At 60.9% G+C, this 21,524-nt stretch carries 20 protein-coding genes; 6 read left to right on the forward strand and 14 right to left on the reverse strand.

The features are described from left to right. The first annotated feature begins 9 nt into the window (after positions 1-9). Both UIA24_RS15750 and UIA24_RS15755 read left to right on the forward strand, forming a co-directional pair. The gene (locus UIA24_RS15750) at positions 10-633 is read left to right on the forward strand and encodes a lysophospholipid acyltransferase family protein (RefSeq protein ID WP_330523250.1); all 624 of its coding nucleotides are present in this window, start codon (positions 10-12) and stop codon (positions 631-633) included. A 1-nt stretch (position 634) separates the two neighbouring features. Then, positions 635-1,564, forward strand: a complete 930-nt coding sequence (locus UIA24_RS15755; protein WP_065759830.1) for a phosphatidate cytidylyltransferase — start codon at positions 635-637, stop codon at positions 1,562-1,564. 16 nt (positions 1,565-1,580) lie between these two features. Here UIA24_RS15755 and UIA24_RS15760 read toward each other — a convergent pair whose 3' ends face one another. After that, positions 1,581-2,018 (reverse strand): Lrp/AsnC family transcriptional regulator, encoded by a 438-nt coding sequence (locus UIA24_RS15760; RefSeq protein WP_065759829.1) that lies wholly within the window; start codon positions 2,016-2,018, stop codon positions 1,581-1,583. 131 nt (positions 2,019-2,149) lie between these two features. Here UIA24_RS15760 and UIA24_RS15765 point away from each other — a divergent pair, with 131 nt between their 5' ends. Continuing rightward, a complete protein-coding gene (locus tag UIA24_RS15765) occupies positions 2,150-3,058 on the forward strand; it encodes a DMT family transporter (RefSeq protein WP_330523251.1) in 909 nt (302 codons plus the stop codon). Positions 3,059-3,089: 31 nt separating this feature from the next. Then, positions 3,090-4,019, forward strand: coding sequence for a class I SAM-dependent methyltransferase (locus tag UIA24_RS15770; RefSeq protein WP_330523252.1), 930 nt, complete (start codon positions 3,090-3,092; stop codon positions 4,017-4,019). Here the strand turns inward: UIA24_RS15770 and UIA24_RS15775 are convergent. From UIA24_RS15775 to gcl, 9 genes are all read right to left on the reverse strand, one after another. After that, the gene (locus UIA24_RS15775; protein ID WP_330523283.1) at positions 4,016-4,342 is read right to left on the reverse strand and encodes a DUF3077 domain-containing protein; all 327 of its coding nucleotides are present in this window, start codon (positions 4,340-4,342) and stop codon (positions 4,016-4,018) included. The genes UIA24_RS15770 and UIA24_RS15775 overlap by 4 nt on opposite strands. A gap of 931 nt (positions 4,343-5,273) precedes the next feature. Then, entirely contained in the window at positions 5,274-6,272 is a 999-nt protein-coding gene (locus UIA24_RS15780; protein WP_065759825.1) for a sulfate ABC transporter substrate-binding protein, read from the reverse strand. A gap of 92 nt (positions 6,273-6,364) precedes the next feature. After that, positions 6,365-7,189: an ion transporter gene (locus UIA24_RS15785; RefSeq protein WP_330523253.1), complete on the reverse strand. Its 825-nt coding sequence runs from the start codon at positions 7,187-7,189 to the stop codon at positions 6,365-6,367. A gap of 45 nt (positions 7,190-7,234) precedes the next feature. Then, entirely contained in the window at positions 7,235-8,122 is an 888-nt protein-coding gene (locus UIA24_RS15790; RefSeq protein WP_330523254.1) for an urea transporter, read from the reverse strand. A 111-nt stretch (positions 8,123-8,233) separates the two neighbouring features. Next, on the reverse strand, positions 8,234-9,649 hold the full coding sequence (pyk, locus tag UIA24_RS15795) for a pyruvate kinase (RefSeq protein ID WP_330523255.1): 1,416 nt from the start codon (positions 9,647-9,649) through the stop codon (positions 8,234-8,236). Further along, positions 9,639-10,919 (reverse strand): glycerate kinase type-2 family protein, encoded by a 1,281-nt coding sequence (locus UIA24_RS15800; protein WP_330523256.1) that lies wholly within the window; start codon positions 10,917-10,919, stop codon positions 9,639-9,641. Before UIA24_RS15800 ends, pyk begins: the two co-directional genes overlap by 11 nt. A gap of 143 nt (positions 10,920-11,062) precedes the next feature. After that, entirely contained in the window at positions 11,063-11,956 is an 894-nt protein-coding gene (locus UIA24_RS15805; protein WP_065759820.1) for a 2-hydroxy-3-oxopropionate reductase, read from the reverse strand. A 66-nt stretch (positions 11,957-12,022) separates the two neighbouring features. Further along, a complete protein-coding gene (gene hyi, locus UIA24_RS15810) occupies positions 12,023-12,805 on the reverse strand; it encodes a hydroxypyruvate isomerase (RefSeq protein ID WP_330523257.1) in 783 nt (260 codons plus the stop codon). Between the two features lie 57 nt (positions 12,806-12,862). Beyond that, positions 12,863-14,638, reverse strand: coding sequence for a glyoxylate carboligase (gcl, locus tag UIA24_RS15815; protein ID WP_330523258.1), 1,776 nt, complete (start codon positions 14,636-14,638; stop codon positions 12,863-12,865). Positions 14,639-14,895: 257 nt separating this feature from the next. Here gcl and UIA24_RS15820 point away from each other — a divergent pair, with 257 nt between their 5' ends. After that, a complete protein-coding gene (locus tag UIA24_RS15820) occupies positions 14,896-15,336 on the forward strand; it encodes a GlcG/HbpS family heme-binding protein (RefSeq protein ID WP_065759817.1) in 441 nt (146 codons plus the stop codon). 57 nt (positions 15,337-15,393) lie between these two features. On the opposite strand, the gene UIA24_RS15825 is transcribed toward UIA24_RS15820, so the two are convergent. After that, complete coding sequence (locus UIA24_RS15825) at positions 15,394-16,014, reverse strand: TetR/AcrR family transcriptional regulator (RefSeq protein ID WP_065759816.1); 621 nt, start codon at positions 16,012-16,014, stop codon at positions 15,394-15,396. Positions 16,015-16,168: 154 nt separating this feature from the next. On the opposite strand from UIA24_RS15825, the gene UIA24_RS15830 reads away from it, so the two are divergent. Beyond that, the gene (locus UIA24_RS15830; RefSeq protein WP_330523259.1) at positions 16,169-17,077 is read left to right on the forward strand and encodes a DUF808 domain-containing protein; all 909 of its coding nucleotides are present in this window, start codon (positions 16,169-16,171) and stop codon (positions 17,075-17,077) included. 37 nt (positions 17,078-17,114) lie between these two features. Here the strand turns inward: UIA24_RS15830 and UIA24_RS15835 are convergent, their stop codons facing one another. From UIA24_RS15835 to UIA24_RS15845, 3 genes are all read right to left on the reverse strand, one after another. Continuing rightward, positions 17,115-19,061: an LTA synthase family protein gene (locus UIA24_RS15835; protein WP_330523260.1), complete on the reverse strand. Its 1,947-nt coding sequence runs from the start codon at positions 19,059-19,061 to the stop codon at positions 17,115-17,117. Positions 19,062-19,350: 289 nt separating this feature from the next. Then, on the reverse strand, positions 19,351-20,136 hold the full coding sequence (locus UIA24_RS15840; protein ID WP_330523261.1) for an outer membrane protein OmpK: 786 nt from the start codon (positions 20,134-20,136) through the stop codon (positions 19,351-19,353). A 506-nt stretch (positions 20,137-20,642) separates the two neighbouring features. Next, positions 20,643-21,428 (reverse strand): outer membrane protein OmpK, encoded by a 786-nt coding sequence (locus UIA24_RS15845; RefSeq protein WP_099773958.1) that lies wholly within the window; start codon positions 21,426-21,428, stop codon positions 20,643-20,645. Positions 21,429-21,524: the final 96 nt, after the last annotated feature.

Here is a 21,524-nt window from a genome sequence, read left to right on the forward strand (position 1 = left end):
GAATTCTCGATGCTTGTTTCTCTGGTTGCCTTCGCCATAACCTCCGGTGCGCGGCTGCTGACCGGCGCACGTGCACTGTGGCTGGGGTGTAGCCCTGAGCCGGTGCAACGTATCTATTTTGCCAACCACAGCAGCCACGGTGACTTCGTGCTGTTCTGGGCCTCGCTGCCCGCCCATTTGCGTCAGCGTACCCGCCCTGTGGCCGGTGCCGATTACTGGCTAACCGGGCGGTTGCGGCGTTTCCTGATCCAGCGGGTGTTCAATGGCGTGCTGATCGACCGCCAGCATGCGCTTCCAGACAGCCAGCCGTTGCAGGCGATGCTCGATGCGCTGGATCAGGGTGACTCACTGATCCTGTTCCCTGAGGGCACGCGCAACCTCAGCGATGAAACCTTGCTGCCGTTCAAAAGTGGCCTGTACCACCTGGCGCGGCAACGGCCAGACATCGAGATCATTCCGGTGTGGATCGCCAACCTCAACCGTGTGATGCCCAAAGGCCGGGTGCTGCCGTTGCCACTGTTATGCACCTTGAACTTCGGCGAACCGATTTCGCTGGCGGCGGATGAGAGCAAGGCCATGTTCCTTGAACGATCACGGGACGCCTTGTTGGCCCTGGCAAAGGAGGGGGTCTGAAATGGACAGCACAACACTGCAACTGTTTGCCGGTATTGGCGGCATTCTGGTCCTGGCCACGGTCGTCGGCCAACTCCTGAAATGGCGGGCCTCGGCACCGAACCCGGTGATCGACAACCTTAATGCCCGCATCAATGCCTGGTGGGTGATGGTCGCGGTGATCGGCATCGCCTTCATGATCGGTCAGGTCGGCGTGATCCTGCTGTTCTATGGCGTGTCGTTCTATGCCCTGCGCGAGTTCATGACCCTGACACCTACCCGGCGTAGCGACTATCCGGCGCTGGTGGCCGCGTTCTACTTTGCCTTGCCGGTGCAGTACCTGTTGATCGGGATGGACTGGTACGGGCTGTTCTCGATCTTCATCCCGGTCTACCTGTTCCTGCTGATGCCGATCCTGTCGTCACTGGGCGGTGACACCACGCACTTTCTGGAGCGCACCTCGAAAGTCCAATGGGGCCTGACGATTGCGGTCTACTGCGTGTCCGCCGTGCCCGCGTTGCTGACCCTGGATATTCCAGGCTATGAGGGGCGCAACCTGTTGCTGATTGCCTGGCTGATCCTGGTGGTGCAGCTGTCGGATGTGTTGCAGTACGTCTGCGGCAAGCTGTGGGGCAAGCACAAGATTGCGCCTAACCTGTCGCCGTCGAAAACCACCGAGGGCTTCTTCGGCGGCATCGCACTGGCGACTCTGATCGGTGCGGCGCTGTACTGGATTACCCCGTTTGCGCCCTGGCAGGCCGCGCTGCTTGCGTTGGTGGTGTGCCTGCTGGGCTTTGCCGGTGGCCTGGTGATGTCGGCCATCAAGCGTGATCGTGGCGTCAAGGACTGGGGGCACATGATCGAAGGCCACGGCGGCATGCTCGACCGGCTGGATTCCGTCTGTTTTGCTGCCCCAGTGTTTTTCCACCTGGTGCGCTACGGCTGGAGTTGAACCGGCCATTGGCCATTCAATTCATCGGCGGTAAACGGCGCTTGACCGGGGTCTTCTTGACGATGGCGGTGTTGGTCTCGGCATGGCTGTTGAGGCGGTCGAGCAGGGTGTCGAGCTGTTCCATCGAGCGCACATGCAGGCGGGCAATGAAGCAGTCGTCACCCGTGACCTTGTCGCATTCAGTGAACTCGGGGATGGCCTGGATCTGCCGTTCGACCTCCTGCAACTGGCCCGGCAGGGGGCGGATACGCACGATGGCCTGCAACTGGTAGCCAAAACTGCGTGGGTCGACGTCCACCGTATAGCCCTTCAGTACGCCGCGCTCTTCCAGGCGGCGCAGGCGCTCACTGACACTCGGCGCCGACAGCCCGCTGAGCTGGGCCAGGGCCTTGAGCGAGCGTCGAGAGTCTTCCATCAGGGCGTTGATCAGCAGTTGGTCGATGTCGTCAGTCATATCCGCCTCGTTAGGCAAAAAGGAAAAAGTGCCTTGATAAAAAAGGTTAACGCCAAGTTTAGCCTGCTTTTTCCGCTGGAATGGCCACCTCGGCGCTCGTCATACTTTGTCCATCGTATCGGAGGTGAGTGATGGACAGTTCAATACGTCGTGGGTCGCTGGAGATGGTCGCCGCCATGTTGATTTCGGGGACCATCGGTTGGTTTGTGCTGGTGTCCGGGCAACCGGTGCTGGATGTCGTGTTCTGGCGTTGCGTGTTCGGTGCCGGCACCTTGCTGGTGATTTGCGCGCTGTTCGGTTTCCTGCGCCCGGGTATCCTCAGCCGGGCTACCTTCGCCTTGGCGGTGCTCAGTGGCGTGGCCATCGTCGGCAACTGGGTGTTGCTGTTCGCCTCCTATTCAAGGGCGTCGATTGCCATTGGTACAGCGGTGTACAACGTCCAGCCGTTCATGCTGGTGGCACTGGCCGCAGTGTTTCTCGGCGAGAAAATTACCCTGCCGAAAGTGTTCTGGTTGAGCATTGCCTTTGCCGGCATGCTGGCGATTGTCAGCGCTCATGGTGCTCAGCAAGGTTCGGGGGATGACTACCTGGCGGGGATTGGCCTGGCCTTGGGGGCAGCATTCTTGTATGCCGTTGCCGCGTTGATCATCAAGCGACTGAGCGGTACGCCACCGCACCTGATCGCGTTGATTCAGGTCGGTACCGGTGTGTTGTTGCTGGCGCCCTGGGCCAACACCAGCGGGTTGCCGCACGAAGCGAGCGAGCTGGCCAGCCTGGTGACATTGGGTATGGTTCATACCGGGCTGATGTACGTGCTGTTGTACGGCGCCATTCAAAAGCTGCCGACCGCCCTGACTGGTGCCTTGTCGTTCATCTACCCGATTGCGGCGATCTTCGTCGACTGGCTGGCCTTTGACCATCGCCTGAGCCTGCTGCAGTGGCTGGGTGTCGCCGCGATCTTGCTGGCGGCGGCCGGTATGCAGCAGGGCTGGTGGTTCAAGCCGGCAAGGCCAGCGCCCGAGGTGGGGGAGTCGGGTTAGAATAGGCCGCTTTACAGCCTCGATCCTTGCCATGACTTCTGTTATCGACACCCTGCGCGAACACCTGCTCGACGCCCTCAACCCCGCTCCGGCGGAAACCCGGCGCCTGTTCCATGGCCGCGGTCGCTGCTGGCCGGGGCTTGAGCAGATCACCGTCGACTGGTTGCAGGGCGTGTTGTTGGTGTCATTGTTTCGCGAACCGCCTGAGGGCCAGTTGCCGGCCCTCGAGCAGATGCTGCTGGCGCTGGCGGCAGGCCCGCAGTGGCCCGGGCAGGCGATTCTTATTCAACACCGCTATCTGCCGGACAGCCCGGGGCATTGGTTGTTGGGTACACCGAGCGAGCATTGGCTGATCGACGAAGACGGCCTGCGCTACAAGCTCGACCTGGGCCTGAAGCAGAACACCGGGCTGTTTCTCGACATGCGCCATGGCCGTCGCTGGGTACGTGAACAGGCGACGGGCAAGCGCGTATTGAACCTGTTTGCCTACACCTGCGGTTTTTCCGTGGCGGCGATTGCCGGTGGCGCCGAACAGGTGGTCAACCTCGACATGGCCAAGGCCGCCTTGAGCCGTGGGCGCGAGAACCACCGGTTGAATGAGCATGAACTGGCGCGGGTAAGCTTCCTCGGCCATGAGTTGTTCAAGTCCTGGGGCAAGGTGCGCAAGGGTGGCCCCTATGACCTGATCATCATCGACCCGCCGACCTTCCAGCGTGGCAGCTTTGTCCTGACCCACGACTACAGCAAGATCCTGCGCCGCTTGCCAGAACTGCTGACAGAGCAGGGCGTGGTGCTGGCGTGCGTCAACGACCCGGCCATTGGCCCTGAGTTTCTCATCGAAGGCATGGCCGCCGAAGCGCCACACCTGCATTTCGTCGAGCGCCTGAGCAACCCGCCGGAGTTTCCCGACAACGATCCGGCGGGCGGCCTCAAGGCACTGGTGTTTACCCGCGGCGTCTAGTGGTTTTGCGCGTCACGGTGCGCGTTCAGGTTATGGGTTTCGATGCCGTCTAGCACGGCATCGACCAGCCCTTTGGCCATTTGCACGGAATGCAGCGTGCTCCAGGCAAAGCCACGGCCCGTTTCGTCGGTGTACTGCACGGCCTGAGGGCACGTGTCGATGGCGCACTTGAGGTAAAGCGCCGCATGGACCAGTGCGTCTTCAGCACTGATGCCCGGCCGCACGGTGAACAACGGCGGGTGGCCTTCGCACTCGCCAAAGGTGGTTTCGGCTGTTTTGGCGAAAAGAAACGCGGGGGGATCGGGGACGATTTTTTTCACGATGAACTCCTGTATTGAACTGGAGCTACCACCTGAATCGTCGCCAAACGAAAGGGTGGCAGCTGTACGCAGGTTGGCGAACCGGTCAACACAGGAAATCCGGCAGGGCCGAAGCCCTCCCGCGCACAGCCACCATAAAAACGACGCAGACGTCTAACACGCCAACCATCGAAATCGGGGCATCTCTGCATATATTCCCGGGTCGCCAAACCCGATCGCTGAAACGTCAGCGACCGTTCGAGACTACGTGCGAAGCGCTTCCCCGTGCAATCATTCGAGGTGGACAGAGGTTGTAGGATAATTCCTATGGCTGGGCTCGGCCAATAAGGTGAGAGGGCATATGCGTACCTTGTTGGAGTTGGCTTGCCAACGATGACGACACCGCGCACTCGTTGGCACCCCGCCAAAGCCATCGCAGGCAAGCCAGCTCCCACCGAAAATGCAATGTTCTTGGCGTTGTAATGGAGCTGCCACATGCTCGTCGCCAAACGAAATGGGTGGCAGCCGTGTGCAGGTTGGCGAACCGGGACGACACCAGGATAACCCGGCAGGGCCGAAGCCCTCCCACACACGGCCACCATAAAAAATGCACTTATGCCTGCCGGCATCTGCGCGCTCTAATGGTTGCTCGTTGGTATCGTTTCCCAGGTCGCCAAACCCGATCGCTGAAACGTCAGCGACCGTTCGAGACTACGTGCGAAGCGCTTCCCCGTGCAATCGCTCGAGGCGGACAGAGGTTGTGGGATAATTCCTATGGCTGGGTTCAGCCAATAAGGTGAGAGGGTATATGCGCACCCTGTTGGAGTTGGCTTGCCACCGACGCCATCGCAGGCAAGCCAGCTCCAACAGAGATTGTAGGAGCGGGTCTTGCCCGCGATGCAGGCGCCGCGTACTTGCAGGCAAGCCTGCTCACACAGAATGCAGTGTTCTTAGCTTACTGCCCGGTGTAGATCTGGTCGAAGACGCCGCCGTCATTGAAGTGGGTCTTTTGTACGGTACGCCAGTCGCCGAAGGTCTTCTCTACCGAGAGGAAGTCGACTTTCGGGAAGCGGTCGGTGTATTTGGCCAGTACGGCAGGGTCGCGTGGACGCAGGTAGTTGTTGGCGGCGATTTCCTGGGCCTCGGGCGACCACAGGTACTTCAGGTACTCTTCGGCGGCGGCACGGCTGCCTTTCTTGTCGACCACTTTGTCGACCACGCTCACCGGTGGCTCAGCTTCGGCGGAAACGCTCGGGTAGATCACCTCAAACTGATCGCGCCCAAACTCCCGGGCAATCATCTCGGCTTCGTTCTCGAAGGTTACCAGCACGTCGCCAATCTGGTTGGTCATGAAGGTGGTGGTGGCGGCACGGCCGCCGGTGTCGAGCACTGGCGCCTGTTTGAACAGTTTGCCGACAAAGGCCTTGGCCTTGTTCTCGTCGCCGCCGTTCTTCAGCACATAGCCCCAGGCCGACAGGTAGGTGTAGCGGCCGTTACCCGAGGTTTTCGGGTTAGGCACGATGACCTGTACGCCGTCCTTGAGCAGGTCTGGCCAGTCTTTCAGGGCTTTCGGGTTGCCCTTGCGGACGATGAACACGGTGGCCGATGTGAAGGGCGCACTGTTGTTCGGCAGGCGGGTCACCCAGTTGTCCGGGACCAGTTTGCCGTTGTCGGCCAAGGCGTTGATGTCGGTGGCCATGTTCATGGTGATGACATCGGCAGGCAGCCCATCGATTACCGAGCGTGCTTGTTTGCTCGAGCCGCCGAAGGACATCTGTACGGCGATTTTCTCTTTGTGCTCGGCTTCCCAGTGCTTCTGGAAGGCGCTGTTGTAGTCCTTGTAGAAGTCGCGCATCACGTCATAGGAGACGTTGAGCAGGGGTGGCGCGGCCTGGGCCAGGTTGCCCAAGGCCAGGCCTGCGGCGAGAAGCGAGGCACTGAAGAGTTTTTTCACTGCGCATTCCTTGTTCGAGTGGGGTTAGCGGCATTATGCCTGCGACTATAGCGGTTCGGCCTTAGTCGATAAAAGATTAAAAAGTGATTTGTTTATTCGCTTTTCTTGAATAGTGCGTTGCCGCAGCGGGAGCAGAATGCGGCGTCTTGTTCGTGGTTGTCTTTTTGGCAGACCGGGCAGCGGTGTTGCAGCTTTTCACCGCGCATGGCGTTGGCCAGTTCGGCGGTGAAGATGCCGGTGGGGACGGCAATGATCGAGTAGCCGGTGATCATCACCAACGTTGACAGTACCTGGCCCAATGGCGTCCTGGGCACAATGTCGCCGAAACCTACCGTGGTCAGGGTGACGACGGCCCAGTAGATGCTGGTGGGAATGCTGGTAAAACCATGTGCCGGGCCTTCGACCACATACATCAATGTGCCGAAGACGGTCACCAGGGTTGAAACGCTGAGCAGAAATACAATGATCTTCTGCCGGCTGCCTTCCAATGCTGCGAGCAGGTAGTTGGCTTGCTTCAGGTACGGGCTCAGCTTGAGTACACGAAAGATGCGCAGCATGCGAATGATGCGGATGATCAGCAGGTACTGCGCATCGCTGTAGTACAGGGCCATGATCCCCGGCAGTATCGCCAACAGGTCGACCAGGCCATAGAAGCTGACTGCATAACGCAGCGGTCTCGGCGAGCAGTAAAGGCGCACCACGTACTCGATCAGGAAGATGGCCGTGAAGCCCCACTCGATACCCGCCAGTAGCCCCGCGTAGTCACGGTGGATTGCGTCGATGCTGTCCAGTATAACCGTCACCAGGCTGGCGAGGATGACCAGCAGCAGGATGCTGTCGAAGCGTCGCCCAGCGGCAGTATCGGTTTTAAAAACGATGATGAAGAGCTGTTCGCGCCAGCGCGTAGGGGTGTCCATAGGCTCTATCCAGTGAAGTATGGAGCAGAGCCTAGGAGCTGGTACTTAGCTGTGCAAGCGGCGTGAGCCGTGGGCAAGCGGCTGGCGCACTACACGAATACCGATATGCAGCAGCCAGCACGCCAGCACGAACGGTGCAGTCAGGCCCGGTACAGCGAGGTGGGTGAAGCCCGGTTGCAGCAGAATCGCCAGGGCGATGGCCAGCAGTGGGCGCCAGGGCTGGCTTCGGGTCTGGCTGAAGGCGAGCGCGGCGAGTGCGGCGTTGAAGCCATAGAGGCCATTGAAGGCCGCATGGGGTTCACCGCCAGCAAGCAGTGCCACGCTGCCGCCGAGGGCTGAGCCGAGCAGGGCCCAGGCAGCGGCGTAACGGTTGGCGATCAGCAGGCCGAGGGCAATCAGCAGGCCGGCCAGAGGCTGGTCGAGCAGGAAGATCTGGCCCATGCCACGGGCGAGGGCGAACAACGGGTTGCTATCGACGGCTGTGTTGCTCACGGCCGGCTCGCTAAGCGCCAGTGTGGCCCAGCCGAGCAGTACGAACGGTGCGGTATAGGCTGGCAGCCAGCTGTTGGGGCCCGCGCGCTTGAGCCACTGGTGAACGAGTATGCTGCTCAAGCCGCCTGCGGCAATGATTAGTGGCGGCAGGATCGCCGTCCAGGGCAACGCGTGGCTGAGCAGCAGGCCAATCAGGACGCCGTTGTAGCTGTACAGGCCCGCTTGGCGGTCGCTGCGGGTGTAGCCACGGCGCTGGGCAGTGAGCAGCCCGGCCAGCGCTCCCAGCAGGGCGCCGCCGATCAGGTCGGGGGCCGTCAGCAGGATGGCCAGCAGGCAGAACAGGCCGCACAGCGGGTTGCGCTGCAGCAGTACCTGGCTGAAGCCGTTGAGCAAGGCCGTGGCCCAGTCGGGGCACGGGTTCACGAAATTCTTGGTGTACATGGCAGTCGGTCTGGGGTGAAACGTATTTTGGGGTTGCCCTATCGCAGACAAGCCTCGCAGGCAAGCCAGCTCCAACACACAGGTAGGCGCTGGCTTGCCTGCAATTTGATGTCAGATCAGGGTTTCGATCCGCAGTGAGTTAGTCGATCCTGGCTTGCCGAAAGGCACACCGGCGGTGATCAACAGGGTGTCGCCACGCTCGGCCATGCCCTGCGCCTGGGCGATTTCCAATGCGGTGGAGCAGACTTCGTCAACCTGGCGCAAGCGGTCGTTGACCACCGAATGGACGCCCCAGGCAACGGTCAGGCGGCGTGCGGTGTTCAGGTTCGGGGTCAGGTTGAGGATCGGTGAGCGTGGCCGCTCGCGGGCCGTGCGCAGGGTCGAGTTGCCCGACTCGCTGTAGTTCACCAGGACGGCAATCGGCAGGATGCTGCTGATGCGCCTGATTGCGCAGCTGATGGCATCGGACACGGTCGCCTCGGCCTGGGGCCGGCCAACATCGAGCTGGGCCTGGTAGTCCGGGCCGCTTTCCACCTGGCGGATGATCTTGCTCATCATCTGCACGGCTTCGAGTGGGTAGTCGCCCGATGCGGTCTCGGCGGAGAGCATCACCGCATCGGCGCCTTCGGCTACCGCATTGGCAACGTCGGTGACTTCTGCACGGGTCGGTGCCGGAGAGAAGCGCATCGACTCGAGCATTTGCGTGGCCACAACCACGGGTTTGCCCAGTTGTCGGCAGGTGCCGATGATGCGTTTCTGGATATGCGGCACGCTCTCGGCGGGCACTTCTACACCCAGGTCTCCCCGGGCAACCATGATCGCGTCACTCAGTTCGGCGATGGCCTGCAGTTGGGTGACTGCCGAGGGTTTTTCGATCTTGGCCATCAGGTAGGCGCGGTCGCCGATCAGTTCGCGGGCTTCGCGGATGTCCTCGGGACGCTGTACGAACGACAGGGCCACCCAGTCCACACCCAGGTCGAGGCCGAAGGCCAGGTCGCGACGGTCTTTGGCGGTCAGCGGGCTCAGGTCCAGCACGGCCTGTGGCACGTTGACGCCTTTACGGTCGGACAACTCGCCACCGTTGAGCACTTGGGTTTCGATGGCGTCGGCGTGCTTGGCGGTCACTTGCAGGCGCAATCTGCCGTCGTCGACCAGCAGGTCCATGCCCGGTTCCAGCGCGGCGATGATTTCCGGGTGTGGAAGGTTGACCCGGCGTTGATCGCCCGGGGTTGGGTCCAGGTCCAGGCGCAGGGACTGGCCGCGTTGCAACTGGACCTTGCCTTCGGCAAAGCGACCAACGCGCAGTTTGGGGCCCTGCAGGTCCATGAGGATGCCCAGCGGGTAGTTCAGCTGTTGCTCGACTTCGCGGATCCACTGGTAGCGTTGAGCGTGGTCGGCATGTTCACCGTGGCTGAAGTTGAGACGGAAGATATTCACTCCGGCCTCGACCAGTTGACGAATGTCGTCGATGCCATTGGTCGCAGGGCCGAGGGTGGCGAGGATTTTGACTTTTTTGTCAGGCGTCATGTTGGGCAGTCTCAAGAATCAGGATGGCGCGGAAGTCGTTGACGTTGGTCCGGGTCGGTTCGGTAACGATCAAGGCATCGAGCGCGGCGAAGTAGCCGTAGCCGTTGTTGTTGTCCAGCTCGTCGGCAGCCGACAGGCCCAGGGCCTCGGCGCGGGCATAGCTGTCGGGGGTCATGAAGGCCCCGGCGTTGTCTTCCGAGCCGTCGATGCCGTCGGTGTCCCCCGCCAAGGCGTAGACGCCAGGCAAGCCCTTCAGGCTTTCGGTCAGGCTCAGGAGGAACTCGGCATTGCGCCCGCCACGGCCATTGCCGCGCACGGTCACGGTGGTTTCACCGCCAGAGAGGATCACGCACGGTGCCGGCAATGGCTGACCATGCTGGACGATCTGCCGGGCGATACCGGCGTGAACCTTGGCCACTTCCCGCGACTCGCCTTCAAGGTCGCCGAGGATCAGCGGGCTGAAACCGGCCTGCCGGGCTTTGACCGCCGCCGCTTCCAGCGACTGCTGGGGGCGCGCGATCAACTGGAAGTGGCTGCGGGCCAGGGCGGGGTCACCGGCTTTGACGGTTTCCGAGGCAGGGTTGTTCAGCCAGTCGATGACCGCGGCCGGTGCCTGGATGTTGTAGCGCTTGAGAATCGCCAGCGCTTCTGCCGAGGTGCTGGGGTCGGCCACGGTGGGGCCGGAGGCGATGACCGTGGCCAGATCGCCCGGTACATCGGAAATCGCATAGGTGTACACCGTGGCCGGCCAGCAGGCCTTGGCCAGGCGGCCACCCTTGATCGCCGAGAGGTGCTTGCGCACGCAGTTCATCTCGCCAATGGTGGCGCCGGATTTGAGCAGGGCCTTGTTGATCTGTTGCTTGTCGGCCAAGGTCAGGCCGTCGGCCGGCAGGGCGAGCAGGGCCGAACCACCGCCAGACAGGAGGAAAATCACCCGGTCGTCGGCACTCAGGTCACTGACCATCGCCAGCACACGCTTGGCCACTGCCAGGCCGGCGGCATCGGGTACCGGGTGGGCGGCTTCGACTATTTCGATTTTCGAGCAGTTGGCGCCGTGGCCGTAACGGGTGACGACCAGGCCTGAGACGTCGCCTTGCCAGTTTTTTTCGACCACTTCGGCCATGGCGGCGGCGGCTTTGCCTGCGCCGATGACGATGACGCGACCGCTGCGATCGCTGGGCAGGTGGGGCTCAAGGACATGGCGGGGGTGGGCGGCTTCGATGGCCGTGGCGAACAGTTCGCGCAGAAAGTGTTGCGGATCGACCGACATGGCAGGCTCCCAATCGTGTTGTTCTGTGTCTGTCTGAGAGGGCGGTGTCGTCTGCAATCGCCGCCAGGGCCGGCGCAGGTAGGGCGGCCTTGGCGGCGGTGAGGGCCGTAGTGACGACACCTCATCTCACGGTAGAGCAGGTCTTACTTGTCGCCACGGATCGAGAAGTTGGCCATGTGCTCCAGGCCTTTGATCAGTGCCGAATGGTCCCAGTTTGCACCACCGATGGCGGCACAGGTGCTGAACACCTGTTGGGCGTTGGCAGTGTTTGGCAGGTTGATCGACAGCTCTTTGGCGCCTTGCAGGGCCAGGTTCAGGTCTTTCTGGTGCAGGCTGATGCGGAAGCCTGGATCGAAGGTGCCCTTGATCATGCGCTCGCCATGCACTTCGAGGATCTTCGAGGAAGCAAAACCGCCCATCAGCGCTTCACGCACCTTGGCAGGGTCTGCGCCGTTCTTGGCGGCGAACAGCAGCGCTTCGGCAACGGCCTGGATGTTCAGGGCGACGATGATCTGGTTGGCAACCTTGGCGGTCTGGCCGTCACCGTTGCCGCCGACGCGGGTGATGTTCTTGCCCATGGCCTGGAACAGTGGCAGAGCGCGCTCGAAGGCATTCGGGCAACCGCCGACCATGATGCTCAGGGTCGCGGCTTTGGCACCGACTTCGCCGCCGGAGACCGGTGCGTCGAGGTAGGTGGCGCCGGTGGCCTTGATTTTTTCTGCGAAGACTTTGGTTGCGGTCGGCGAGATCGAGCTCATGTCGATGACGACTTTGTTCGGGCCAACACCCTGAGCTACGCCGTTTTCACCGAACAGGACGGCTTCGACCTGCGGGGTGTCCGGCACCATGACGATGATGAATTCAGCTTCCTGAGCCACTTCTTTCGGGTTGGCCAGGGCGACGGCGCCAGCGGCGAGCAGTTCAGCCGGGGCCGCGTCGTGGTGGGTGGAGACGAACAGGCTGTGGCCCGCTTTCTGAAGGTTCTGAGCCATTGGGCGGCCCATGATACCTGTGCCGATAAATCCGATTTTAGCCATGAGAAATGCCTCTTGTAGTTGTATGCATACGGCCGGCGCGCAGCGCCCCTGGGGCGTGAGTGCGCGTTAGAGTGCGTTGTGGGTCTTCAGCCAGACCAGGCCTGCTTCAGTGGTGGTCAGTGGCTTGTACTCAGCGCCGACCCAGCCCTGGTAGCCAATACGGTCCAGGTGCTCGAACAGGAAGCGGTAGTTGATTTCACCGGTACCCGGTTCGTGACGGCCCGGGTTGTCGGCCAACTGGATGTGGTTGATGCGCGACAGGTGGGTTTCCATCGTGCGCGCCAGGTCACCTTCCATGATCTGCATGTGGTAGATGTCGTACTGCAGGAACAGGTTGCTGCTGCCCACGGCGTCCTGGATTTCCAGCGCCTGTTGGGTGGTGTTCAGGTAGAAGCCGGGGATGTCGCGGGTGTTGATCATCTCCATCACCAGCTTGATGCCCTCGGCCTGGAGCTTGTCGGCCGCGTACTTCAGGTTGTCGATGAAGGTTTTCTTCACCGTGGCGCAATCCGGGCCTTGTGGGCGAATGCCGGCCAGGCAGTTGACCTGGGTGTTGCCCAGTACCTTGGCGTAAGCGATGGCCAGGTCGACACCGGCACGGAACTCTTCAACACGGGCCGGGTCGCAGGCGATTCCGCGGTCACCCTTGGCCCAGTCGCCGGCCGGCAGGTTGAACAGCACCTGGGTCAGGCCGTTGGCGTCCAGTTGCTGCTTGATTTCAGCCGAGCTGTAATCGTACGGGAACAGGTATTCGACCCCGGTGAACCCGGCATCGGCGGCCGCTTTGAAGCGCGCGAGGAAGTCCTGTTCGGTGAACAGCATGGACAGGTTGGCGGCGAAACGTGGCATGGTTGTCTCCTTGCAAAGTAGGGCCCGCTGCCACGAGGGCAGGGGCCGCTTGTGCGATCAGTCGAGCAGCGAAATCGCAGTCGGTGCATCGTTGCCGACCAGCGCCAGGTCTTCGAATTCGTTGACGGCGTTGATTTCGGTACCCATGGAAATATTGGTCACACGCTCGAGAATCACCTCGACCACAACCGGTACCCGGAACTCTTCGGCCATCTTCTGGGCCTTGAGCAGGGCCGGCGCGATCTCGCCCGGCTCAAAGACGCGGATCGCCTTGCAACCCAGGCCTTGAACCACGGCAACGTGGTCAACACCGTAGCCGTTGAGCTCCGGCGCGTTGAGGTTCTCGAACGCCAGCTGTACACAGTAATCCATCTCGAAGCCACGTTGGGCCTGACGGATCAGCCCCAGGTAGGAGTTGTTCACCAGTACGTGGACGTAAGGCAGATTGAACTGCGCGCCGACGGCCAGTTCTTCGATCATGAACTGGAAGTCATAGTCGCCGGACAGTGCGACCACCTTGCGGGTCGGATCAGCCTTGACCACACCCAGCGCGGCCGGAATGGTCCAGCCCAGTGGGCCGGCCTGGCCACAGTTGATCCAGTGACGTGGCTTGTAGACGTGAAGGAACTGGGCGCCGGCGATCTGCGACAGACCGATGGTGCTGACGTAGCAGGTGTCTTTGCCGAACACCTGGTTCATTTCCTCGTATACGCGCTGTGGCTTGACCGGCACGTTGTCGAAGTGGGTCTTGCGGTGCAGGCTGGCTTTGCGCTGTTGGCAGTCTTTCAGCCACTCGCCACGGCACTTGAGCTTGCCGGCGGCTTTCCACTCGCGGGCCACTTCCAGGAACATGTCCAGTGCGGCGCCCGCGTCCGAGACGATACCCAGGTCCGGGTTGAACACGCGGCCGATCTGGGTGGGTTCGATGTCGACGTGGATGAAGCGACGACCTTCGGTGTAGACGTCCACGGAACCGGTGTGGCGGTTGGCCCAGCGGTTACCGATACCCAGCACCATGTCGGACTTCAGCAGGGTGGCGTTGCCGTAGCGGTGCGAGGTCTGCAAACCGACCATGCCGACCATCTGTGGGTGATCGTCAGGGATGATGCCCCAGCCCATCAGGGTTGGAATCACGGGAATGCCGGTCAGTTCTGCGAACTCAACCAGTTTCTCGCTGGCGTCGGCGTTGATGATGCCGCCACCGGCGACCAGCAGTGGGCGCTCTGCGCTGTCGAGCATGGCCAGGGCCTTCTCGATCTGCACGCGGTTGGCCGCAGGCTTGTGCACGGGCAGTGGCTGGTAGGCCTCGATGTCGAATTCGATTTCGGCCATCTGCACGTCGAACGGCAAGTCGATCAGTACCGGGCCTGGGCGACCGGAACGCATTTCATAGAAGGCTTTCTGGAAGGCGTAAGGCACTTGGCCGGGTTCCAGAACGGTGGTCGCCCACTTGGTTACCGGCTTGACGATGTTGGTGATGTCGACGGCCTGGAAGTCTTCCTTGTGCAGGCGAGCGCGAGGTGCCTGGCCGGTGATGCAGAGGATCGGGATCGAGTCTGCCGAGGCGCTGTACAGGCCGGTGACCATGTCGGTACCGGCTGGGCCGGAGGTGCCGATGCACACGCCGATGTTGCCGGCCTTGGTACGGGTGTAGCCCTCGGCCATGTGCGAGGCGCCTTCAACGTGGCGAGCGAGGACGTGATCGATACCGCCGACTTTTTTCAACGCCGAGTACAGCGGGTTGATCGCTGCGCCCGGGATGCCAAAAGCGCTTTCAACACCTTCGCGGCGCATCACCAGAACGGCTGCATCAATTGCTCTCATTTTGCTCATGGTTTTGTGCCTCATTGGTTTTGTAATTGTATACAAATGGCTTTGCGTCAGAGTGTATTCACGGTATGTGGCTCTGGTCAATCCATTTTCATCGGCTGCCAGTGCTTTGCTCGTCGTGCCGCTAGAAAAGGCATTTTGTCCGATTGTGATCATCTGGCGAAAATTATTGTATACAAAAATATTCTCCATTGTGTTCTATTTGTCGTATTGGATTTTCACTTGCCCCTCTGGGCTTCTAACAACAAGAGGACCTGTCCATGAACGCTCTGACCTTGAAAGTCGCTGTCAGCCTGGTAAACGGCGCCATTGCCGCCGGGCGCAAGATCTCGGCTGCACCCTTGACCATTGCGGTGCTCGACAGCGGTGGTCATCTGCTGGCCCTGCAACGTGAAGACGGTGCCAGCCTGCTGCGTCCGCAGGTGGCAATGGGGAAGGCCTGGGGCGCCATTGCCCTGGGCAAGGGCTCGCGCTTGCTGGCGCTGGACGCGCAGCAGCGCCCGGCGTTTTTCGCGGCGCTCAATGGCCTGGGCCAGGGCGCCGTGGTTCCGGCGCCGGGTGGGGTGCTGATCCGTGATCAGAGGGGCGTGGTGCTGGGAGCGATCGGTATCAGCGGTGATACCTCGGACATCGACGAACAGTGCGCGATCAGTGCGATCGAGGAGGTTGGGCTGACCGCGGATGCGGGCGTGGCAGCCTGAGGGTAGCGGAGGGTTGTCAGCGCGTGCGCGGCGCCCGTCTGGTGAACTGCTCCCAGATCAACCGGTGGTGTGCGCGTCGGGGGCGCAGCCCTTGAGTACCAGGCGAATGATGGTCTGTGCCGCGGCCTCATAGTCGGCATCGTCCAGCTTGGCTTTGCCGGTGACGACGGAGATCTGCCAGTCGAAATCGGCGTAGGTCTGGGTTGCGGCCCAGATGCTGAACATCAGGTGGTGTGGGTCGAGCGGGGCGATCTGGCCGCGGTCGATCCAGCGCTGAATGCACGCGATGTTGTGCCGGGCCTGCAGGTTGAGTTGCTCGACCTGTGTCGGGCTCAGGTGCGGCGCACCGTGCATGATTTCACTGGCGAAGACCTTGGAGGCAAAGGGCAGGTCGCGCGATATGCGGATTTTTGAGCGAATGTAGGCGCTCAGCACCTCCTCAGGCTCACCCTCGGCATTGAATGGGGTGGAGGCCTGCATGATCGGCTCGATGATGCTTTCCAGCACCTCGCGGTAGAGGTTTTCCTTGGACTTGAAGTAGTAGTAGACGTTGGGCTTGGGTAGCCCGGCCTTGGCCGCGATGTCGCTGGTCTTGGTGGCGGCGAAGCCCTTTTCGGCGAATTCTTCGCTGGCTGCGCGCAGGATCAGCTCTTTGTTGCGCTCGCGAATGCTGCTCATGATTGGCGCTGTTCCTTGTGTCGGGCCGCAGGCGGCCCAGGCCTGGGCAGGCGGTGGCGCATGGTAGCACCGGGTTTGCGCGAGGCTCAAGGCTGCCACTTTCACGCACAGTCACGCTATGCTTTGGGCCTTTCAACTCTCTGGATACGCAAGCATGGCAGGAAGCAGTCTACTGGTACTGATCGACGATATCGCCACCGTATTGGACGATGTCTCGGTGATGACCAAGGTAGCGGCGAAAAAGACCGCCGGGGTTTTGGGTGACGATCTGGCGCTCAATGCTCAGCAGGTCAGTGGCGTGCGCGCCGACCGGGAGTTGCCCGTGGTATGGGCCGTGGCCAAGGGCTCGCTACTGAACAAGGTGATTCTGGTGCCTGCGGCGTTGGCAATCAGCGCCTTCATTCCGTGGGCGGTGACCCCATTGTTGATGGTCGGCGGCGCCTACTTGTGTTTTGAGGGGTTCGAGAAGCTGGCGCATAAATTTCTTCACAGTGCAGCCGAGGACGATGCCGGGCATGCCGCCCTGAGTGAAGCGGTGGCCGACCCGTCAGTCGACCTGGTGGCCTATGAGAAGGACAAGATCAAAGGCGCCGTGCGTACCGACTTCATCCTGTCGGCAGAAATCATCGCCATCACCCTGGGCGCGGTCGCTGGCGCACCGTTGACACAGCAAATCGTCGTGTTGTCGGGTATTGCCTTTGTCATGACCGTAGGGGTGTACGGGCTGGTTGGCGGTATCGTCAAGCTGGATGACTTTGGCCTGTGGCTCACGCACAAAACCGGGCGTGCCGCCCAGGCGATCGGCAAGGGCATTCTGCAGGCCGCACCGTACTTGATGAAGGGGCTGTCGGTCGTTGGCACGGCGGCGATGTTTCTGGTCGGGGGCGGGATTCTGGTGCATGGCGTTGCGCCGCTGCATCACGCTGTCGAAGCCTTCAGTGAAGGGCGGGGCGGGGTACTGACCTCAAGCCTGCTCAATGCGGGCATCGGTATTCTTGCCGGTGCCGCCGTACTGGCCGTGGTATCGCTGGCCAGCAAGCTCTGGCGGGCTGCAAGAGGCTAAGGGCGGCGCCCTGTTCACGGGCGCCGCGTCAGCTCAGTCAGTTTTTACCGGCTGTCTTTTCGCTGTCTTCAGGCACCCAGTCGAGCAGGTGGTGCTTGAAGCCATAGCTGGCCGCCTGGTAGTAGGTAATGGCGCGCTTGATCAGCGGGTTGTTGCTGTCACCCACCACCTCACGGCTTTCGCCCAGGGCCTGCTCATGAAGGCGCAGGCCGTCGCGAGGGCTGAGGATGGCCAGGTCCTGGCCATCGAACAGGCCCAGGTGCTGGTAGTTACCAATCAGTACGCGCGGTGGCAGTGTGTCTTCAAGCATCAGGTTGCGGCCGAAGAACGTCGAGGTGTAGCTCATGTTCAACAGGCCAAGCAGGGTAGGCGCCAGGTCGATCTGGCTGGCCAGTTTCGATTCCTCACGCGCTTCGATCAACTTCGGCCCGTAGATGAATAGCGGGATCTGGTAGTTGCGCACCGGCAGGTCCTCTTTACCTGCGCTGCCAGCGGTATGGTCGGCAACGAAGATGAACAGGGTGTTGTCGAACCACGGCTTGCTGCGGGCCTGCTCAAGGAAACGACCGATGGCGTAGTCGGTGTATTTCACTGCACCTTCACGGCCATCGCCAGACGGGATATCGATCCGGCCGTCAGGGTAGGTGTACGGGCGGTGGTTGGAGGTCGTCATCAGTTGCAGGAAGAACGGCACCTGATTGGCGAAATCGGCGTCTGCCAGCTGCATGGCCTGGTTGTAGAGGTCTTCGTCGGACATGCCCCAGGCGTTCTTGAAGCTGATGTCGCTTTCTTTCACGCTGCTCTGGTCAACAACCCGGTAGCCGTTGCCGCTGAAGAACGCGTTCATGTTGTCGAAGTAGCCACGGCCACCATAGACGAACACGCTGTCGTAGCCCGCTTCACTCATGTGCTGGCCAAGGCTGGCGAAGCCGCTTTCACGGCCCACGCGTTTGACGATCGAGCGGCCAGGGGTTGGCGGAATCGACAGGGTAATGGCCTCCAGGCCACGGTCGGTGCGGGTGCCAGTGGCATAGAAGTTGTTGAAGTACAGGCTCTGTTTGCGCAGCGCATCCAGGTTTGGGGTCAGGTTGCGGTTATCGCCGTTGCTGCCCATGTACTTGGCGCTGAAGCTCTCAATGGTCACCAGGACCACGTTGGGTGTACGCGCCGGTGCGTTGCTGGTGATGGTGCGGCGAATATCCAGGGGTTCCTTGCCGACGAAACTCGCATCGGGTTGGCGCAGCTCGCTCTGGATCTGCGCGTTGACATCCTGCTCAGGCAGGCTGCTATAGAACTGCGGGTAATCGAGTTCGTTGTTGCGGAACGCGGCGAAGAACTGGTAAGGGCCGTTGCTGGCCAATTCATGTTGGTAGGCATTGCCGCCTTGGCCACGCGGGCGGTCCTGGTCGATCACCTGCACGCACAGCCCTGCCAGCACGGCCAGTACCGCAAAGCTCATCAGGCGCTGGCGAAAAGCGGGCACCGGTGCATTCAGGGCCCGCTTGAGCGGTGCGCGCAGTGCCAGGCTCAGGGCAATGGCGATAACGGCCAGGATGCTCAGCAGCAGGCCGATCGGGTAGGACTCGAGGATGTTGTTCAACACTTCATCGGAATAGACCAGGTAGTCGACAGCAATGAAGTTGAAGCGCACGCCGAACTCGTCCCAGAACAGCCATTCGGCGACAGCAGTGAACAGCATCACGAACACGCTCAGCACCATGATGCCCTGCAGGAACCCCTGATGTGCTCGCGAGCGCCACAGCCGCGCGGGGCACAGCAGCAGGTAAAGGCCCAGTGGCAGTGCGGCATAGAGCAGGAAGCTCAGGTCGTACAGCAGCCCGATACCGAAGATCGAGAAGACATTGCTCCCGGCCTCGTTCAAGTGGCTGAAAAACAGCACGCCTCGGGTGAGCAGAAAAATCGCCAGCCATACTGAGGTCAGTAGCAAGAGGTAGCGTTGGGGCGCTGATTGTGGAACGCGCATATGAATTCCTTTTGTCTCTCTTCATGCCTGGCCACTACAGGCACAGCAGTGGTGCACCCGCTGTAAATACATTGTGGTGTCGAGTGTTGGTGGTCGCGGCGAAAAGTAGCGACTGCGAAGAGAAAAAAACGTCAAAGCAATGCTAGGCGCGTGTGAAAAGCTGAACGACGACGCGTTAGGCGTAACAAGCACCCATCGCTTGCACGCTCTGTTTGTATAGCAGTGACATCGATACGTGCCAGGGCTGCGGTGTTAAACGCTTTGGCCCTGGCTGTCGCGGCTCAACCGATCAGAAGTGCACTTTGACCAGCAGGCTGGTGGTGTTCTGGTTGGTGTCGAAGGCCGGTGTGTCTTCGATACCGTACTTGTCTTTCCAGTAGTCGTATTCGACACCCACGTACAACTGCTTCTCACCCAGGCTCAAGGCCTTGCCCAGATCGTATTTGATCTGTGGGTTGAAGTGCAGGTTGGCGTGGTAGGTGCCACGGTTGCGGGTTTCGTCGTTGTCCACGACCCAGTCCATGTAGCCATCGATCAGAACGTCGGATTTGCCCATCGGGATGGTGTAGGACCATACCGGGGTAATTTGCCAGACGTTATCGCCTGCGCGGCTACCTTCGGTGTTGCGCTGGTAGAAGTTCAACTGGAAATAGTCGAAGCCTGGAATCGCCAGGTCGAAGCCCGGGCCGATCAGGTACGACTCGTTGTCGCCTTCACCGAACTCGTAGGTCATGGCCAGCAGCACGTCCTTCACCGGGCCGAACTCAAGTTTCTGGTCGAAGATCTTGCCGAACGACAGGCGAGGGGTGAATTCGCCGTAGTAGGTGTTAGGGCCGGCGTTCGAGTCTTTCTTGCCGTTGTAGAAGATCTTGTCGATGAACAGGAAGTTGTCGCCGTACTTCCAGGCGTCCGCATGTTCAAAGGTAAAGGTTTGCTGGATCTCCGGGTTAACGGTGAAATCCTTGCCGTACAGGTAGGTCAGGCTGTTGTTCTGCCATTGCAGCAGGTCGCCGGCCATGGCGCTGCTGGCAGCCAGCAGGCCACCGGCGAGGATCAGGTTATTACGGGTACGCATGGTGTGCTCCAAAGGTTGATTTCTCGTTGTTCTGTTGTCGGCATTCTCGAGTGATGCCGTTTGTTGACTTAATGGTCGGTTTTTCGGTTCGGCGCAGCGATACAGCAAGGGTTGCGCCAACCTTTCGGGGCGCGCGCAATCAGCGTGTTCGACCGTGCTGTGAACCGATGGAAAAGAGGCGCTTCAAGCGGGCGAGGCGTCTGTCGAGCGCCTGTATTTGTTGACGGGTGGGTCAGCAAACCCGGGCGCATGCCGTCTTGCCCTGTATAAAAGGGCGCGCAGATTACTGGCTGGGCGGATAGCTGTCCACGCTGAAGTGATGGATGCCGCGAGGTGGAGGTGCGCAGAGGCGCCGACTGACGGCGATATTGACTGAGCCGTCAGCAAACGAGGGCAGGATGCGGCCTGCCCTCGATCGAAGGGCGCGCAGCGTGGGGCTGGCGCGCCGGCACTTGAGTGCCCTGTTCAGGGGCACAAGGGGTTGATACTGTGCACTCAGTCAGCTTTTAGAAGTGCATTTTCACCAGGAAGCTGGTGACGCTTTCGTTGGTGTCAAAGCGCTGAGTGTCCTCGATGCCGTACTTGTCTTTCCAGTAGCTGTACTCCACGCCCACGTAAAGCTGCTTGGCGCCCAGGTTCAAGGCTTTGCCCAGGTCGTATTTGACCTGTGGGTTAAGGTGCAGGTTGGCGTGGTAGGTGCCACGGCGAGTGCTGTCGTTGTCAACGACCCAGTCCATGTAGCCGTCGACGAGGATGTCGGACTTGCCTGCGGGGATGGTGTAGGAGAACGTCGGTGTGATCTGCCATACGCGATCGCCTGGGCGGCTGCCCTCGGTGTTGCGCTGATAGAAGTTCAAGGTGAAGTAGTTGAAGCCGGGAACTGCCAGGTCAAAGCCTGGGCCGATCAGGTAGGCCTCGTTATCACCTTCGCCAGACTCATAGGTCATGGCCAGCAACACGTCCTTGATTGGGCCGAACTCGAATTTGCGGTCGAAGATCTTGCCGAACGACAGGCGAGGGCTGAATTCGCCATAGTAGGTGTTGTTGCCTTTGTTACGGTCGGTTGCGCCGTTGTAGAAGGTCTTGTCGACGAACAGGAAGTTGTCGCCGTATTTCCATTTGTCGGCGTGCTCGAAGGTCACCGTTTGCTGGATGGCGGGGTTGACGGTGAAGTCTTTGCCGTAGAGGTAGCTGATGCTGTTGGTTTGCCAGAGCAGCATGTCTCCCGCGACTGCAGGCAAGGCTGCCAGCAGTCCGCCGCCCAGCAGGAGAGATGAAGTGATCCGTTTCATGGTGTGATTCCCGGCTGTTGTTATTGTTTGTTTGCGGTTTTTTGGCGCAAAGCGCCCCGATCGACCCGCTTCTACGGGTCGACGGTCGTGCTCGAG

The organism is Pseudomonas sp. AL 58 (assembly GCF_036348395.1).
In the GTDB taxonomy this organism is placed as follows: Bacteria; Pseudomonadota; Gammaproteobacteria; order Pseudomonadales; family Pseudomonadaceae; genus Aquipseudomonas; species Aquipseudomonas defluvii.